Origin of the sequence: Thiomonas sp. 13-64-67, assembly GCF_002282795.1 — a bacterium.
In the GTDB taxonomy this organism is placed as follows: domain Bacteria; phylum Pseudomonadota; class Gammaproteobacteria; order Burkholderiales; family Burkholderiaceae_C; genus Thiomonas; species Thiomonas arsenitoxydans.
On record NZ_NCKP01000062.1, the window covers coordinates 1 to 16,465 of the forward strand.

General features: G+C 64.3%; 13 protein-coding genes and 1 pseudogene. 5 read left to right on the forward strand and 9 right to left on the reverse strand.

Annotated features, from left to right (window positions below; genetic code table 11):
• A partial coding sequence (locus B7X30_RS12920) for a non-ribosomal peptide synthetase (RefSeq protein WP_286731041.1) occupies positions 1-5,376 on the reverse strand: 5,376 nt, incomplete at its 3' end.
• Between the two features lie 191 nt (positions 5,377-5,567).
• On the opposite strand from B7X30_RS12920, the gene B7X30_RS12925 reads away from it, so the two are divergent.
• The 3 genes from B7X30_RS12925 (at position 5,568) to B7X30_RS12935 (ending at position 7,847) form a co-directional block, all read left to right on the forward strand.
• Positions 5,568-7,079, forward strand: a complete 1,512-nt coding sequence (locus B7X30_RS12925; RefSeq protein ID WP_286731042.1) for a sensor domain-containing diguanylate cyclase — start codon at positions 5,568-5,570, stop codon at positions 7,077-7,079.
• A gap of 219 nt (positions 7,080-7,298) precedes the next feature.
• Positions 7,299-7,493 (forward strand): hemin uptake protein HemP, encoded by a 195-nt coding sequence (hemP, locus tag B7X30_RS12930; protein ID WP_286731044.1) that lies wholly within the window; start codon positions 7,299-7,301, stop codon positions 7,491-7,493.
• Between the two features lie 75 nt (positions 7,494-7,568).
• Positions 7,569-7,847, forward strand: coding sequence for a hypothetical protein (locus B7X30_RS12935; RefSeq protein ID WP_156053819.1), 279 nt, complete (start codon positions 7,569-7,571; stop codon positions 7,845-7,847).
• Here B7X30_RS12935 and B7X30_RS12940 read toward each other — a convergent pair whose 3' ends face one another.
• From B7X30_RS12940 to mnmG, 5 genes and pseudogenes are all read right to left on the reverse strand, one after another.
• Complete coding sequence (locus tag B7X30_RS12940) at positions 7,848-8,750, reverse strand: ParB/RepB/Spo0J family partition protein (RefSeq protein WP_286731047.1); 903 nt, start codon at positions 8,748-8,750, stop codon at positions 7,848-7,850. It abuts the gene before it with no gap.
• Positions 8,751-8,777: 27 nt separating this feature from the next.
• Complete coding sequence (locus B7X30_RS12945; RefSeq protein ID WP_286731049.1) at positions 8,778-9,344, reverse strand: RBBP9/YdeN family alpha/beta hydrolase; 567 nt, start codon at positions 9,342-9,344, stop codon at positions 8,778-8,780.
• On the reverse strand, positions 9,341-10,114 hold the full coding sequence (locus B7X30_RS12950) for a ParA family protein (RefSeq protein ID WP_013107579.1): 774 nt from the start codon (positions 10,112-10,114) through the stop codon (positions 9,341-9,343). The genes B7X30_RS12945 and B7X30_RS12950 overlap by 4 nt, the downstream gene beginning before the upstream one ends.
• 115 nt (positions 10,115-10,229) lie before the next feature.
• Complete coding sequence (gene rsmG, locus B7X30_RS12955) at positions 10,230-10,901, reverse strand: 16S rRNA (guanine(527)-N(7))-methyltransferase RsmG (RefSeq protein WP_465020146.1); 672 nt, start codon at positions 10,899-10,901, stop codon at positions 10,230-10,232.
• 44 nt (positions 10,902-10,945) lie between these two features.
• Positions 10,946-12,832 (reverse strand): annotated as a pseudogene (mnmG, locus tag B7X30_RS12960) (tRNA uridine-5-carboxymethylaminomethyl(34) synthesis enzyme MnmG); the annotation flags it as partial.
• A 121-nt stretch (positions 12,833-12,953) separates the two neighbouring features.
• Here mnmG and B7X30_RS12965 point away from each other — a divergent pair.
• Positions 12,954-13,625, forward strand: coding sequence for a Crp/Fnr family transcriptional regulator (locus B7X30_RS12965; RefSeq protein ID WP_286731053.1), 672 nt, complete (start codon positions 12,954-12,956; stop codon positions 13,623-13,625).
• A 78-nt stretch (positions 13,626-13,703) separates the two neighbouring features.
• On the forward strand, positions 13,704-13,895 hold the full coding sequence (locus B7X30_RS12970) for a YgaP family membrane protein (protein WP_013107575.1): 192 nt from the start codon (positions 13,704-13,706) through the stop codon (positions 13,893-13,895).
• An 84-nt stretch (positions 13,896-13,979) separates the two neighbouring features.
• Here the strand turns inward: B7X30_RS12970 and B7X30_RS12975 are convergent, their stop codons facing one another.
• The 3 genes from B7X30_RS12975 to B7X30_RS12985 form a co-directional block, all read right to left on the reverse strand.
• On the reverse strand, positions 13,980-14,735 hold the full coding sequence (locus tag B7X30_RS12975; RefSeq protein ID WP_286731056.1) for a sulfite exporter TauE/SafE family protein: 756 nt from the start codon (positions 14,733-14,735) through the stop codon (positions 13,980-13,982).
• A gap of 251 nt (positions 14,736-14,986) precedes the next feature.
• Complete coding sequence (locus B7X30_RS12980) at positions 14,987-15,610, reverse strand: MarC family protein (RefSeq protein ID WP_013107573.1); 624 nt, start codon at positions 15,608-15,610, stop codon at positions 14,987-14,989.
• A gap of 155 nt (positions 15,611-15,765) precedes the next feature.
• Positions 15,766-16,465: oxygen-independent coproporphyrinogen III oxidase (locus tag B7X30_RS12985; protein ID WP_502694443.1), on the reverse strand; the 700-nt coding region annotated here is incomplete at its 5' end.

A 16,465-nucleotide genomic window follows, 5' to 3' on the forward strand; every position in this document is an offset into this window, starting at 1 on the left:
CCAGGTCGAGGGCGTGGCCTGCAGCACCGTGGCCTGGCTGGTTTGCAGCAGGTCGCGCAGGGCAAAGGGATCGCGCGACTGGGCGTGATCGGCCAGCACTACGCGCGCGCCCACGGTCAACGGCAGCAGCAGTTCGAGCACGGCGATGTCGAACGAGAGCGTGGTCACGGCGAGCAGGACGTCGTCGCTTTGCAGCCCGGGTTCGCGCGCCATGCTGCGCAGAAAATTCACCACGGCGCGGTGCGGCACCTCCACCCCCTTGGGCCGCCCGGTGGAGCCTGAGGTGTAGATCAGGTAGGCCGGGTCGTCGGGGCGGGCGTCGCGGGCGGGGTCGGGCGGGAGGGGGGCGTCGCGGCGAAGTCCGGCTAGCGGCGCGCTGTCGAGCGCGAGTTGCGGCACGTCGGCATTGGCCAATAGCGGCAGCAGGGCGGTCTGGGTGAGCAGGCAGCGCAGCTGGGCATCAGTAGCCATGTAGTGCAGGCGCTCGGGCGGAAAGTCGGGGTCGAGCGGGACATAGGCGGCGCCAGACTGCAGCACGCCCAGCAGCGCAGCGAGCATGTCGGCGTGACGGTGCAGGCACAGCCCGACGCGGTCGCCGCGCCCCACGCCCATCTGGCGCAGGTGGTGGGCGATGCCCAGCGCGCGGGCGTGAAGTTCGCCGTAGCGCAGCGTATGGCCCAGCGCGTCGGTGAGGGCGATGCGGCTGCGGCGGTCGGGCGCGTCGAGCTGCAGCGCGGCGGGCAGGGTGAGCGGCGCGGTCAGCGGTTGCGGCGTGGCGTTCCACTCGCCGAGCACGGCACGCTGGGCGGGCGTGACCAGGGCATGACTCGACACGGGCAGGGCGGGTTGCGCCAGCAGTTGCTCGGTGAGGAAAACATAGCTGTCGAGCAGGCGCTGCGCGGTATCCAAGCTGAACAGATCGGTGGCGTATTCGAGCTGGATGCGGTGGGTGAACTCGGTATCGACGTGGATGGACAGGTCGAACTGCGCGGCCACGCGGTCGAAATCGAAGGCTTCATAGGTGAAGGGCACATCGGCCAGTTGGCCCGCCGGGGCGTTGAGCACGTTGAACAGCACGCGCACGAGGTCTTGGGGGTGATCGGCGCGCTGCGCGCCCAGGCGTTCGACCAGCTCGTCGAACGGGGCGTCCTGGTGGGCGTAGGCGTGCAGGGCGGTGGCTCGCACCTGCTGCATGAGCTGATCGAAAGTGGCTTGCGGCTCGACCGTGTTGCGCATCACTAGGGTGTTGACCAGGGTGCCCACGAGCTGCTCGGTGGCGGCATGGTGGCGGTTGGCGATGGGTGTGCCCACGGCGATGTCGGTGCGGCGGCTCAGGCGCGCCAGCAGCACGTTGAAGCTGGCCAGTAGCACCATGAACGGCGTGACGCCGTGGCGCGCGCCATAGCCTTGCAGCGCGTGCTGCAGCGGCTCGGACAGCGGGGCGTAAATCGTATGACCTAGAAAATTGGGTTGCGCCGGGCGCGGATAGTCGGTGGGCAAGTGTAGATCGGTCAGTCCTTCGAGCTTTTGCATCCACGCTTGAAGATGTGACTCGCGCGCCGCGCTGACCGTCGCGCTGCGCTGCCAGGCGGCGTAGTCGGCGTACTGGGTGCGCAGGGGCGCCAGACCCATGTCGGCCGGATCGGTGCAGCCTCGCAGCAGTGCGGCGTAGATCTGCAGGGTTTCGCGCGACAACACGGCGAGCGCCCAGTTGTCGGCAATGGCGTGGTGGAACACCCAGAGCAGCACCTGCTCGTCGTCTTGCATTTGCAGGATGCTGATGCGAAACAGGGGCGCCGCGGAAAGGTCGAAGGGCTGGGCCAGCAGCGCCGAGGCGATCTGGCGGGCGGCGTTCTCGCGCTCGTCGGCATGCAGCGAGCGCAGGTCGCGATAGTCGGGCTGCACGCGCAGGTCGGGCAGGATGATCTGTACGGGCTCCTCGCCGCGCAGGACGAACTGGGTGCGCAAGCCTTCGTGACGGGCGATGAGCAGATCGAGCGCGCGCTCGAACAAGCTCAGATTGAAAGCGCCTTTGAGCCTGACCGGCGCGGTGATGTTGTAGGCGACGGATTCCGGGTGAAAGTGCTGAATGACCCACATGCGCCGCTGCGACAGCGAGGTGGGCAGGAGGCCGTTGCGATCGACGGCGGGTATGGCGTCAGCCGGGCTGGCGAGATGCTGGCGCTGGTCGATGTGCGCCGCCAGCTCGGCGAGGGTGAGGTGAGTGAACAGATCGGCCAGAGGCAGTTCGATGCCGAAGTGCTGCTGGATGCGCGAGCGCACCTGGGTCAGGGTGAGCGAGTGCCCGCCCAGCTCGAAAAAGTGATCGAGCACCCCAAAAGCCTCGGTGCCCAGCACCTCATGCCAGATGGCCCACAGAGTTTGTTCGGTGGGGGTGCGCGGCGAGAGGCGCGGCAGGGTCGTGACGGCTTCAAGCTGCGGCGTGGGCAGGGCGCGTTTGTCGATCTTGCCGCCGGGGGTCAGGGGCAGGGAGGGGAGCACTTGCCAGGCGCTGGGCACCATGTAGTGCGGCAGGCTGATCTGCAGCGCCTGACGCAGTGCGGCAACCGAGGCGGGGTCATGGCCTTCGTGCCAAACGACATAGGCAGCTAGTTGCGGGTCGTTTTCGCGCGGCATCCAGGAAACGACCGCCGCCTGCGCCACGGCGGGGTGGGCGGCGAGGCGGCGTTCGATTTCGCCGATTTCGATGCGAAAACCGCGGATCTTGATCTGCTCGTCATTGCGGCCGACGAGGTGCAGTTGGCCGTCGGCTGACCAGTAGCCCAAATCGCCGGTGCGGTACAGACGCTCACCGGGGCAGAAGGGATCGGGCAAAAAGCGCTGGGCGGTGAGTTTGGGCTGGCCGAGGTAGCCCCGCGCCACGCCCAGACCGGCGATGCAGATTTCGCCGGTGACATCGAAGGGCATTTGCCGCAACTGCTCGTCGAGCACGTAGGCGCGGGTGTTGTCGATCGGTCGTCCGACGGGCAGGTTGCCGCGCGTCTGGGTGATGGGGCCGTCCACGACGTAGAGCGTGCTGTCTTCGGTGGTTTCGCTCGGGCCGTAGTAGTTGAGCAGGGTGGCCTGCGGCAGCAGCGACTGAAAGCGCGCGGCAAGGGCGGCGTCCAGCGGCTCGCCGCCGAACTGAACGTAGCGCAGGCTGGTGCAGGCGGGCAGCTGGGGGTCGTCCACCAGCGCCCGGGCGGTGGAGGGCGCGAGGGTGAGGTGGGTGATGCCCTGTTCGCGCACGAATTGCAACAGGGCGGGCAGATCGCGCTGCAGGCCAGGCGGGGCGAGGTGAACCGCCGCGCCGCAGATCAGGGGCATGAAAAATTCTGAGATCGACGCGTCGAAACTCAGCGAGGATTTTTGCAGCAGCCGGTCGTGCGGGCCGAACTGGAGCACGCGGGCGTTCCACAGCTTGTGGTTGCACAGGGCGCGGTGCGGGATCATCACGCCCTTGGGTTGCCCGGTGGAGCCCGAGGTGAAGATGACCAGGGCGAGGTCGTCGGGTGTGCTGTCGGTGACAGGGGCGTCAACGTCGCCATAGGGCGGCGTCAGATCGGCATCGAGAAGTTGCGGCGTCTCCGAAGCCGCGGCCGCTCGCACGGCGTGGTGCAGCGACGGCTGCGCGAGCACGACGCGGGCTTGGGTATCGAGCAGGATGCGCTGCAGGCGCTCGGGAGGCAGGTCGGCGTCCAGCGGAACGTAGGCGCCGCCGGCCTTCAGCACGGCGAGCAGGGCCACGACGAGTTCGACGCGGCGTTCCATGATGACGGGAACGAGCACGTCGCGTTGCACCCCCAGACCACGCAGGCTGTGCGCCAGGCGGTTGGCCGCCTGCTCCAGCTCGGCGTAGCTCAGCTGGGTGTCGCCGAAGCGCACCGCGGTGGCCTGCGGCGTGGCGCGCGCCTGTTCGGCGACGAGCAGGTGCATGCACTGCGGCGCCGGGCGGGGCTGGGCGGTGTGGTTCAGCGCGGCCAGTGCGGCGCGCTCTTGGGCGCACAGCAGGTCGAGATCGCGCAGACGGGCTTGCGGATGGGCGATGAGTTCGGCCAGGTGCTGATCGAGACGGGCGTTGAGAAATTCGGTATGCCGCAGCGCGGCAGGGGCGCGGGGGTCGATCACCAGATCGATGGGCAGATTTTCTGAGTCGCCGTATTGGCGCACATAGGCGGCGATCGGCGCAAACCCGGGTTGTCCGCTGAAGGGAGCGAAGGACAGGCGGGCGTCTCCCAGCGTGGCGTGCGGATCGAAGTCTTCGAACGACACCATCAGGTCGAAGTGCATGCCGGCGATGCCCTGCCGCGGCGGCTGTCGCGCCAGGGCGCGGTCGAGCGGATATTGCTGATGGCGCAGGATCTGCCGGGTGTCTTCGGCCAGCGCGCGCATGAGGCTGGGCAGGCGGTCGCCTTCGGCGGTGTTGAGTCGCAGGGGCAGGGTGTTGGCAAACAGGCCGACGGTTTGTTTGTCGAGGGCGTCCTTGCGGTTGTGCAGCGGCATGCCGATGAGCACATCGGCCTGTCCGGTCACGCGCGCGATGTACGTTGCCAGAAAAAAGTGGACGCCCTGCGCCGGGGTCAGGCCCTGTTCGGCCGCCTGTTGCAGATAGTGCGCCCAGGTCGATGGGCTAACGCGCCACTGATGCACCAGGGGTTCGGGTGGCGTTTGCAGGTCGGGGGCCGAAACCGCGGCCAACGCTTGGGCGCCTGCGATGCGTTGCTGCCAGAAGGAATGGTCTCGCTCGAAGCGGGCGGACTGCAGGTAGGCCTGCTCTCTTTCGAGGAACCGTGCGTAGTCGGGTCCGGGCTGCGGCGGAGCGCTCAGGGGATTGTCCAGCAGCTCGTTGTAGCGTTGAGCGATGCGCTGACCGACCCGCATGACGCCATAGCCATCGAGCAGAAGGTGGTTGAAGCACAGCAGCCAGGCGTAGCGCTGCGCGGCGGTGCGGTACAGGGCGGATTTCCAGAGGAGGGGGCCTTGCGGGGGTGTAGGTTCGGTTTTGATCGCCTCGATGGCTTGCGCGGCGAGCCGGGCGGCGCGGTCGGGGTTGTGTGTCTCCGCGAAAAAGTCGGTGTAGGGCAATCGCCAGGACTGCGCCCAGGCGATCTGCCACCGCGGGCCTTCTGTTCTCTCGACCACGCGGGCGCGCAGCATGGGTTCGGCGGCGGCGACTTCCTGAATGGCGCGCTGCAACACGAGCACATCGAGCGCGCCGTCGATGCTCACGGTCAGGCCGATGTTGTAGATGGCGCTGCCGAGCAACTCCTGGCGCAGCAGAATATCTTGCTGGGTTTGGCTCAAGGGCCAGCGCTCATCACAGGCTCGTGGCGTGACGTCGGCGTCTGGGAGATGGCTCAAGAGCGTGGTTGACATGCAGAAAGAGGAAGTCGGGCGCGGCAGAGACGAATTTTCTGCTGTTTGCGGCATCTTAGGAGGGGCTTGATGACGGTTGACTTCAACTCGGGCCGGTTTTGTGAACTATTTCGCTTCCGTTTGGAGGGCGAGTTTTGCGAAGCGTAGTCTGGGCAATACGATGCGTGTTTTGTTGATGTGCCAATTTGTCCATGTCCGACTCTTTGCATGCGGTTGCGCCCCCCGGTGAAGCGGATTCTTCCTGGCACATCGGGAGGGATGGGCTTTTCTCTGACCGTCAGCAGGACGAGATATTCATCCGCGCGGAATGGGGCGTGATCGGCCACCGGGTGCGGCAGATCGGGCTTTATGGCGCCTTGGCCTTTCTCTCTGCCACCTTTACCGACCTTTCGGTGCTTGGTCCAACGGCGGTGTACTGGAGCTTGCTGCTCGCGCGCTTTGGCATTCTGGCTTGGGGCCTGTGGCTGGCGCGGGTGGGTCGGGCCAAGGATGTGCCGGATGTGCGCCGTGTGGCGACGGCGCTGCTCGGCTTCGAGCTGAGCATCATGGTGCTGTTCCTGCTGGTGGTGCTGGCCTATGGTGGCAGCGCGGACTATCACTCGATCACCGCGCTGGCGCTGATCTTTGCCGGCTATGCCTATGTGCCCGTGATGCGACGCGAGGCGATGTGGGTGGGCGGAGTGTTTACCGTACTGTTCGCGTTCGTTGTCTGGACGTCACTGCATTTTGACGCCAAATATGTCAGCATCGCGCTGGTGCTGTTCGGCTTTGCCAACGTGGCCGGATGGCAGATTGCGGTCTCGCTCAGCCGGGGCATGCGGCTGGCGTGGCTGGACCGACGCCGACTCGAACAGCAGGCGCAAGCGGCCCAGCAGGCGCGCCAGCGCGCCGAGCAAAGCGAGGAAAACCTCGAACACCTGTTCGACGCCTCGCCGATGCCACTGGTGCTGGTGCGTGTGGCGGATTCCCGGGTGTTGCGCTACAACGCGGCGGCGAAGGTGCTGTTCGACCCGCATGATCTCTCGCACGGCGACGTGTTCACGACCGATTTTTACGAAAATCCGGCGCAGCGCCTGCAGTTGCTCGAGCGTCTGCAAGCCGAAGGCACGGTGCGTCAGGCTGAAGTGCGACTGAAGACGGTTGGAGGGCAGGGTGTGGACGCGCTCTTGTCCATGCGCCCGCTGCGCTTTGCCGGGGAGGACTGCATTGTCACCGGCATGGTGGAAATTTCAGCGCAGAAGCACCTTGAACAGCAATTGCGCGCGCTGGCCCACACCGATCCGTTGACCGGACTGCAGAACCGGCGCGGATTTTTCGCCATGGTCGAGCACGCCCTGCGGACGCGGCCCGCAGGGCAGCCAGGGCCTTGCATCATGCTGATCGATCTCGACCATTTCAAGCAGATCAATGACCGCTATGGCCACCCGGTGGGTGACGAAATCCTGGTGGAGTTTGCCCAGGTGGTGCTGTCGCTTTTGCGCGAGGGCGATGTGTTCGCTCGCATGGGCGGCGAGGAGTTCTGCATTCTGCTCGCGCATCCGTTCCAGACCTCGGCCGGGGTGGTGCGCTTGAGCCTGAGTCTGGGCATCGCGGGATGCGATGCGCCGGTGCAGAGCATCGACCGGGTGCTGTCGATGGCCGATCAGGCGATGTATCGCGCTAAACAGGGCGGCCGCAATCGCACCGAGCTGTATTGCGATTAGGGTCTGTTCACGCTATTCCCTCTGAATCATGAGGGCATTCCTACAAATAAGAATTATTCGCAATAAGATAGCCCCAAGGCGATGCCGCAGAGCGTTTCGCCTCGGTGGGTCTGATTCCGGGCCGACCTGACTTGGGAGATCGATCATGGGATATGCAGAACTTGGGCTCAGTCTGTTGGTGGTGCTGCTGCTGACGTGGGCAGCGATGGAGTGGTCACGATGAACCCGGGGCTGTGCAAGCCATTGCCGCGAGCTGCGAACGTAGTCTCCGCGCTGGAGCCGGGTGCGAACGCGGGGTTGACCCTGCATTCGCGCGAGCTTTTCCGGCAAGGCTCTGTGGTGCAGATTCGCCATCAGGGGCAGACTTACCAACTGCGTTTAACACGGCAGGACAAGTTGATTTTGACCAAGTAGTTGATTTCTCGCAGCTTTGCTCGCCAGCCTTGTGTGGACTAGTCCTCCAGCACATTAGCCAGCCATGCGATTTTTATGCCGAATACCCAGAAAACCCGAGTCGACTCCGCCGAGCCGCTGTTGGCCGGAACCCTGGCGTTGATGACGTTTTACGCGGACAAGCCCAGTCTGGCGGTCATGCAGAAAATCGGCCGTAATCTGCAGACCTTGCAGCAACACCCTCAACTCAGCGCCGAACTCAGCATCGTCTGCCGCCGTCTGGCAGCGTACTGGCTGACGCTGGGCTGCGAGGTGGAGCGGGCCGATGCGCATTCGGCCTGCCGCTTTGCGACGGCGTCGTCGGCGTTGCAGTAATTACGGTTGAGCGGTATCACCGCCGCGCAGCAGTGCGAGCAGCCCGTCGAGCTCGTCCAGCGAGGAAAATCGAATCGCGATTTCTCCGCTGTGCTGGCCTTTGCGGCCCGCCTTGCTGCGAATTTCAACCGGGGCGGTGAAGCGCTCCGACAGTTCTTCCTCCAGCCGCTTCCAGTCTTGATCTTTGGCGGCTTTGGCTTTTTTGGGCGTGGCGCCCGGGTTCTGCGCTTGCTGGGTACGAGCCACCAGCCGTTCGGCTTCGCGCACGCTCAGGCGTTTGGCCAGAATTTGCTGGGCGGCCTGAACCTGCTGCGCCTTGTCGAGCGATAGCAGCGCGCGGGCGTGACCCATGTCGAGATCGCCCGCCAGCAGCATGGTCTGCACGGCCTCGCTCAGTTGCAGCAGGCGCAGCAGATTGCTGGTGGCGGTGCGCGAGCGGCCGACAGCTTGCCCGGCCTGCTCGTGGGTGTGGCCGAACTCTTCGATCAGCCGGGCGATGCCGCGGGCTTCTTCCAGCGGATTGAGGTCTTCGCGCTGAAGGTTTTCGATCAGGGCCATGGCCAGGGTGGTGCGGTCGTCGGCCTCTTTCACCAGTGCGGGCACGCTGTCGAGCCCGGCAAGGCGGGCCGCGCGGGTGCGGCGTTCTCCGGCGATGATTTCATAGCGGCCATCGGGCAGGGCGCGAACGAGCACGGGCTGCATTACGCCTTGCGCCTTGATGCTCTGCGCCAGTTCGTAGAGGGCGCCTTCGTCCATCTGCGCACGGGGCTGATAGCGGCCGGGCACGAGATCGTCCAGCCGCAGTTCGCGTAGTGCGGCGGCGTCGGTTTCCGAGAGTTCGACGGAGGGGCCGAGCAGCACGTCGAGGCCGCGGCCGAGTCCTTTGGGTTTTTTGGTTGCCATGAGCGTGGGACGGATCAAGCAGGGTTATCAAATAGAGGAAGGGTTGGTAGGGCACTGGTTGGGCGGCAGCATCGCGTCAAGTAACCGGCGGCCTTGGGGCCAATCGCCCAGGCCGGACGCGGTATTGACGTGCCCGCAGGCGCCGAGGTTGGCGCAGTGGGCTCCCCAGCGCTGGGCGAGCTGTTGTGCGGCCTGCCAGCGGCAATAGGGGTCGTCGGTACTGGCGGCGAGCATGGCAGGGAAGGGCAGCGGCGCTTGGCTCAAGGGGTGTCGCCAGGGGAGCAAGGTGGCGGGCAGTTCATCGCTCTGCAAATCGGGCGGCGCGACCAGCAGTGCGCAGACGACGCGGTCGGCATGGCGCGTGCTGGCCGACCAGGCGTCGATCAGGTGGCAGCCCAGGCTATGGCCGACGAGCGCGACCGGGTCGGGCTGGGCGAGGATGACGTCTTCCAGCCGTGCGATCCAGTCGCCGCGGCGCGGAAAATCCCAGTCGGCCTGTTCCACCACAGTGTCGCCGTAAAGTCTTTCCCAGCGGCGCTGCCAGTGCCCGTCGCTCGAGCCTTGCCAGCCGGGGAGCAGCAGAATGCGGGTCATGCGGCCACGGCCAGGCGGTCAACCATTTCCTGGGCGAACTCGGTGAAGGCTTTGGCGCCGCGGCTGCTTGGGTCGAACACCACGCCAGGCAAGCCGTAACTTGGCGCTTCGGCCAGGCGCACGTTGCGGGGAATGACGGTGTTGAACACTTTGTCGCCAAAGTGGTTTTTGATTTGTTCGCTGACCTGCTGCTGCAAGGTGATGCGCGGGTCGAACATCACGCGCAGCAGGCCGATGATGCGCAGATCGCGGTTGAGGTTGGCGTGCACCTGTTTGATGGTGTTGACCAGATCGGACAACCCTTCGAGGGCGAAGTACTCGCATTGCATCGGCACGATGACGCCGTGCGCGGCGCAAAGGCCGTTGAGCGTGAGCAGCCCGAGGGCGGGCGGGCTGTCAATCAGGATGAAGTCGTAGTCGGCATCGACGGTGGCGAGCGCGGTCTTGAGTCGGCGCTCTCGCTGCGGCAGGCTGACCAACTCGACTTCGGCGCCGGCCAGTTCGCGGTTGGCGCCGATGAGGTCATACCCGGCTTTGGCGCTGCGCTGCCGGGCCTGGGCAAGCTCGGCCTGCCCGATCAGAACTTCGTAAACCGAGGCCTCAAGGGCGTGCTTGTCCACACCGGAACCCATGGTGGCATTACCCTGCGGGTCCATATCGACCAGCAAAACGCGCTGGCCGATGTTCGCCAGGGCGGCCGCCAGATTGACACTGGTGGTGGTCTTGCCGACGCCACCTTTTTGGTTTGCGATGCAAAAAATCTGCGCCAAGCCGATTCTCCAGAAAACCGATGTTTCACGTGAAACGGTGCTGAGTGAGGAGTCCTACAGACTTCTGGCTCAACCGAGGCTGTATTGTGCCGGAGCCGATGGCTCGGCCGCGAAATCAGCGGTTAGGCGACGGCCGCAGCCACACCAGGCAACGCTGTGCATCGAGCCCAGGCACCTGCAGGGGATCGATCTGCACGGCCACATCGGCAGGCAATGCCACGATTTCATCTTGAGGCGCTTGGCCTTTCATGGCGCACCACTGGCCGCCGTCGGCGAGCAGGTGTCGGGTGCTCTGAATCAGCAAAGGCAGATCGCTGAAAGCGCGGCTGGTCATGCAATCAAAACCGCGCGCATCGGCCAGAGCCTCGACGCGCGCATGATGGACGCTGACCTGCCTGAGTTGCAGACTGCCGCAGGTCTGCTGCAGGAAGGCGCATTTCTTCTGCACCGTATCGATCAGATGAACTTCAGTGTTGGGCAAGCCGATGGCAAAGACGATGCCGGGCAGGCCACCGCCCGAGCCTACGTCCAACAGGCGCCGCGGGCCAAGGCGCTGCAGGGCGGGCAGGGCGGCCAGGCAATCGGCCAAGTGCAGCCGGGCCATGCCCTCGAGATCACGTACCGCGGTGAGGTTGAACACCCGGTTCCAGCGTTGCAGCAAGGCGGTGTAGTCGAGCAGCTGCTGGCGCTGGCGCTCGGTAAAGTCGAGCTGGAGGGCGGTCAGGGTTTGGTGCAGAAAGCCTTCGAGAGAAAAGCCGCCAGCCGTGCGGGGGGGGCTCACACTCACGCGAGGGCATCCTTTTCCAGCTTGAGCGCTTTTTTAAGGACGCCTTTGCGCAAATGAATCAACAATAAGGATACGGCCGCGGGGGTCATGCCCGACAGGCGCGAGGCCAGGCCAAGCGTCTCTGGGCGGGCTTGATTGAGCTTTTGCTGCACTTCGATGGACAGTCCCGACACTTCGCGGTAGTCGAGATCGGCCGGCAGGCGCAACGATTCCTGCTGCGCAGCGCGCTCGACTTCGTCTTGCTGGCGTTCGATGTAACCGGCGTATTTGAGGTGGATCTCAACCTGCTCGCGCTCGGTCTCGCCCAGCGGGAATTCCGGGGCGAAAGCGGGGTGCGGGAACGCGGCCAGGGTGTCGTAACGCAGTTCGGGGCGACGCAGCAAGTCGGCGAGGTTGTATTCGCGTTCGATGGATTTGCCCAGCAGCGCTTCAGCCTGTTCGGGCGGAAGGCTTTGCGGCGTGACCCAGGTGGTGCGCAGCCTTTGAATCTCGCGCTCGATGGCGTCACGTTTGCGACAGAACGCATCCCAACGGGCGTCGTTCACCACGCCGAGTTCGCGGCCGATCTCGGTTAGGCGCAGATCGGCGTTGTCTTCGCGCAGACTGAGCCGGTACTCGGCGCGGCTGGTGAACATGCGGTAGGGCTCGTTCACCCCTTTGGTCACCAGGTCATCAACCAGCACGCCGAGATAGGCCTGATCGCGCCGCGGACACCAAGGATCACGGCCCTGTACCTGCAACGCGGCGTTGATGCCCGCCAGTAACCCTTGCGCAGCGGCCTCCTCGTAGCCGGTGGTGCCGTTGATCTGCCCCGCGAAGAACAGCCCATCGATGGACTTGGTTTCCAGCGAGGTTTTCAGCGCCATCGGGTTGAAATAGTCGTACTCGATGGCATAGCCGGGACGCAGCAGATGGGCATTTTCCAGCCCCGGAATCGAGTGCACCATGGCAATCTGCACATCGAAGGGCAGGCTAGTGGAGATGCCATTGGGGTAAAACTCGTTGGTCTGCAGCCCCTCGGGTTCGAGAAAAATCTGGTGCGAGGACTTGTCGGCGAAGCGGTGAATCTTGTCTTCGATGCTCGGGCAATAGCGCGGGCCCACGCCTTCGATCACTCCGGTGAACATCGGGCTGCGATCGAGCCCGGCGCGAATGATGTCGTGCGTCTGTTCGGTGGTATGGGTGATCCAGCAGGCGACCTGCGCAGGATGTTGATCGGCAGAGCCGAGAAAACTGAAAACCGGCATCGGGTTGAGGTCGCCCGGCTGCTCGATGAGCTTGGAAAAGTCGATGGTGCGGCCGTCGATGCGCGCCGGCGTGCCGGTCTTGAGCCGCCCCTGCGGCAGCGCGAGCGCCTTCAGCCGGGCAGACAAACGCAGCGACGGCGGATCGCCGGCACGCCCGGCGGCGTATTGGTCGAGTCCGATGTGAATTCTCCCGTCGAGAAACGTCCCAGCGGTCAGCACCACGGTGCGGGTGCGAAAGCGGATGCCCGTCTGCGTGACCACGGCCGTAACCCGCTCGCCCTGGCCGGTCGATTCCACCAGCAAATCATCGGCCGCCTGCTGGAACAGCCACAGATTGGGCTGGTCTTCCAGCCGTCCGCGTATGGCACGCTTGTAGAGCTGACGGTCGGCCTGCGCCCGGGTAGCGCGCACCGCGGGGCCTTTGCTGGCGTTGAGAATGCGGAACTGGATGCCTGCTTCGTCAGTCGCCTCGGCCATCGCGCCACCCAGCGCGTCCACCTCTTTGACGAGGTGCCCTTTGCCGATGCCACCTATCGACGGATTGCACGACATCTGGCCCAAGGTTTCGATATTGTGCGTCAGCAACAAGGTGGCGCAGCCCATGCGCGCAGCGGCGAGAGCCGCCTCGGTGCCGGCATGCCCACCCCCGATGACAACGACATCAAAGTTACGCGGATAATCCACTGTGTGTCTCCTCAACCCGATTATTTTATGCGGGTTTACCCGGTGCGGCAGCTTGGTCGGGCTTTGTTTCACGTGAAACATATCCACGAACCGCATTATTTTGATCTTTCGACTCAATTCCATGCAAACCCTGCGCGAACTGCAAGAGCTTTATCCCTCGATGACCTCTGTGCCCACCGCTGAGCTGGAGGCGGAATGGGCTGGCGGGGCAACTGTGATGCAGGTGCTGCGCGGAACTCAGCTTTTCGCGCCCGGCGCGAACTGCGGCGGGTTTCCGCTGGTGTTGTCTGGCGAGGCACGCGTGTTTCGCATGGCGCCCTCCGGCCGGCAGTTGGAGATGTATCGCCTGACGCCGGGTGAAATCTGCCTGGTGTCGTCGGCCAGCCTGTTTTCGGGTGAGGTGCTCACGGCCTTTGCGGAAATGCAGACCGATGGGGCGCTGTGGATGATCCGTCCTGAATTGTTCGAGCATTGGCTGCAATGCGCTCCCGCCTTTCGCCAGTTCGTCCTCGGCCAGTTTGCTGCGCGCATGGCCGACCTGACTGCGTTGATCGATGCGCTGGCCTTTCATCGCCTGGATCAACGTCTGGCGCAAGCCCTGCTGGGCCAAGGGCCGCGTCTGCAGAGCACCCATCAGCAACTGGCTGACCGGCTGGGCACGGCGCGGGAGATCGTTACGCGCCTGCTCAAGCGCTTCGAAGCCGCCGGGTGGGTGGGGCTGTCGCGCGAGAAGATCGACATTCTGCAGCCCGCCGTGCTGCGCCAAGTGGCCGCCGGGGAGCTGTCGGGGTAAGACGCGTGTGACCGAGGTCACTGTGCGTCCGCAGGAATCGGTGTCAAATTGCGATATTCTTTTTTCAAGGAGTGGACCATGAAATTCAACGTCGGCGGTATCGATCGCATTCTGCGCATTATTGTGGGCATCGTTCTGATCGCCTTGAGCCTGATGGGCACCATCGGCGTCTGGGGTTGGATCGGCATTGTGCCGCTGGTCACGGGCCTGTTCAAATTCTGCCCGCTGTATTCCATCATCGGCATGAACACCTGCCCGATGAAAAAATAAGGCAGGCGGCCATGTGCCGTGCTTCAACGCCGTGTTTCAGATGAAGCGCCCCCTGGCAACAGGCGGCGCTTTTTTTCTGATTGTTCAAAAAAACGCATCGTGCGCGGTCTTGAGAATGAGCGCCGCGACGACCAGCAGAAAGACGCCGCGCACGAAGTGCGTGCCCCGGCGCAAGGCGAGCCGGGTGCCCAGCAGGCTACCCGCAATATTGCACACCGCGATGAGCGCGGCATACCGCCACATGACGTGGCCTTTACTGGCGAACACCAGCAGGGCCGCAAGATTGCAGGCCACGTTGACGACTTTGGCGCTGGCCGAGGCATGGAGAAAATCAAAGCCGAAGCCACGGACAAACAGGAAAATCAAGAAATTGCCCGTGCCCGGCCCGAAAAATCCATCGTAAAAACCGATCAGTAGGCCGCCGCTCACTGCCAGAGCCCGCTCGGCGCCGCCGCTCAGGTGCGGGGCATGGTGATGTCCCAAATCCTTGCGCTTGAGGGTGTAGAGCAATACGGCCAGCAGAATGAAAGGTAGGACCTGCCGAAAATCAGTCGACTTGACTTGTGTGATGAGCCAGGCGCCGCCAAGCGCGCCGACAAACGCTGCAAGGGTGGCGGGCGCCACAGTGGACCAAGGGGGCTGAACCCGGCGCACATACGACCACATTGACGCCGAGGTGCCCCAGATGGCGCCGCCTTTGTTGGTGCCAAACAGCGTGGCAGGAGCCGCGTTGGGAAACGCAGCAAACAGGGCGGGTACGAGTACCAGACCACCACCGCCGACGATGGCATCGACAAACCCGGCAAAGAGTGCGGCAATGCCGAGCAGGATCAGTTCCATATTGGGAGCGGGCGTGGGGAGCGGGGCGTAAAAAAGCACCGGAACGAGTGTTCACGGTGCTTCGGGGTACTGCTTGCGCTGCCATCTTGTGCCGCGCTGTTGTCGTGAAACCACCTGGGTTGCAGGTCGTTTGTCTCCTCGATCCCTCTTGTTGGGGCGCGTTGGGTGAGCCCAATCGCAATACAAAACATTGTTCGAATTTTGGCTGCCGCGCGCACTAGGGGCGAACCCTGAGAGTTGGGGTTTGCAGGTTAGCGTCCCAGGCCCGGAAACAGCTTGATCAGGCCGTCGCTCATCATTTCCACCGCGAGCGCCGAGAGGATCAGGCCCATCAAGCGGGTCATCACATTGATGCCGGTCTTGCCCAGAAACCGCGCAATCGGTTCGGCCGCCATGAAGCACAGCGCAGCGGCCCCGGCAATGATCACGCCGTAGCCGATCAGCACCGCGTGCTGCCACCAGTGGTGCGTGTTGCTGGCATAAATGATCACCGTACTGATGGTGGCCGGGCCTGTGAGCAGGGGGATGGTGAGCGGCACCACCGCCACGCTGGCCCGGTCGGCGGCTTCTTCCACCTCGTCACTGGTCGATTTGGTGGCGCCGGTTTTGGCGTTGAGCATGCTGATGGCGCTGATGAGCAGCAGCATGCCGCCGCCGACCTGAAACGACGCAATGGAAATGCCGAAAAAATGCAGCAGGTCAGCGCCGATCAGTGTGCTGACGGCGATGACCAGAAACGCCGAGATCGAAGCGACGAGGATGGTCCGCTTCTTCTGCTCCCGCGAGAAACTCTCGGTGAACAGAATGAAAAAGGGAATGATGCCCAGCGGATTGACGATCGCCAGCAGGGCGATCAAGGGCTTGACCAGATTCATGGATTTGGAGCTGTGAGTGCCCCCAGGGTCGGCTAGCCGACCTGCCCCCCGCGGGGGTCAAGGAAACTTGGGGCGGCCCGGCGTTTCCTTGAGAGTGCGCGGTCTCCATTATCGGTGCCCGCGCGCTCACCTCGTCGCCGCGTGAAGGCCAGGGTTTAGATCACCCGCGAATAGCGGGGCTGCAAAAGTTGCTCGCGCGGCTGATGCAAATAGCCATCGAACTGCATGGCGACGATGCGCACCAGCAGGCGGCCTTGCGGCGTGACCTGGACGCGCAGACCTTGCGGGCCTTCGCGCACGACCAACCCGGCATCTTCCAGCGGCTTGAGGCGCTGCAGGTCGAGGGCAAAGGTGGCGGCGGCGTCCACTTTGAATTCGTCGGCCAGCGCGACGAGATCGAGCTGGAAATCGCACATCAGCCGCTGAATGGCGGTGCGGCGCAGGCGGTCTTCGGGGGTGAGATGCACCCCGCGCGCCGTGGGCAGCTTGCCGAAAGCCAGCATCTCGGTGTATTCGTCGATGGTCTTGGCGTTCTGCGCGTAACAGTTGCCGACGTTGGAAATGCTGGATACGCCAAAGGCCAGCAGATCGAGTTCGGCCTGCGTGGAATAGCCCTGGAAATTGCGGTGCAGCTTGCCCTCGCGCTGGGCGCGGGCGAGCTCGTCGCCCGGCTTGGCGAAATGATCCATGCCGATGTAGACATAACCCGCCTCTTCCAGCCGGCGGATGGCCAGACCCAGCAGGCCGAGCTTGACGTCGGCCGTGGGCAGGTCTTCGTTATTGATGCGGCGCTGCGGCTTGAAAATGTGCGGCAGATGCGCGTAGCTGTAGAGCGAGAGCCGGTCGGGCGAGATC

What these genes read in the sequence shown, in the direction of transcription:
- B7X30_RS12945 (WP_286731049.1), bottom strand. Translation starts at nt 9,344, where the DNA reads ATGACCCGCATTCTGCTGCTCCCCGGCTGGCAAGGCTCGAGCGACGGG.
- B7X30_RS12940 (WP_286731047.1), bottom strand. Translation starts at nt 8,750, where the DNA reads ATGGCAACCAAAAAACCCAAAGGACTCGGCCGCGGCCTCGACGTGCTG.
- B7X30_RS12935 (WP_156053819.1), top strand. Translation starts at nt 7,569, where the DNA reads ATGCCGAATACCCAGAAAACCCGAGTCGACTCCGCCGAGCCGCTGTTG.
- B7X30_RS12970 (WP_013107575.1), top strand. Translation starts at nt 13,704, where the DNA reads ATGAAATTCAACGTCGGCGGTATCGATCGCATTCTGCGCATTATTGTG.
- B7X30_RS12980 (WP_013107573.1), bottom strand. Translation starts at nt 15,610, where the DNA reads ATGAATCTGGTCAAGCCCTTGATCGCCCTGCTGGCGATCGTCAATCCG.
- B7X30_RS12925 (WP_286731042.1), top strand. Translation starts at nt 5,568, where the DNA reads ATGTCCGACTCTTTGCATGCGGTTGCGCCCCCCGGTGAAGCGGATTCT.
- B7X30_RS12965 (WP_286731053.1), top strand. Translation starts at nt 12,954, where the DNA reads ATGCAAACCCTGCGCGAACTGCAAGAGCTTTATCCCTCGATGACCTCT.
- hemP (WP_286731044.1), top strand. Translation starts at nt 7,299, where the DNA reads ATGAACCCGGGGCTGTGCAAGCCATTGCCGCGAGCTGCGAACGTAGTC.
- B7X30_RS12975 (WP_286731056.1), bottom strand. Translation starts at nt 14,735, where the DNA reads ATGGAACTGATCCTGCTCGGCATTGCCGCACTCTTTGCCGGGTTTGTC.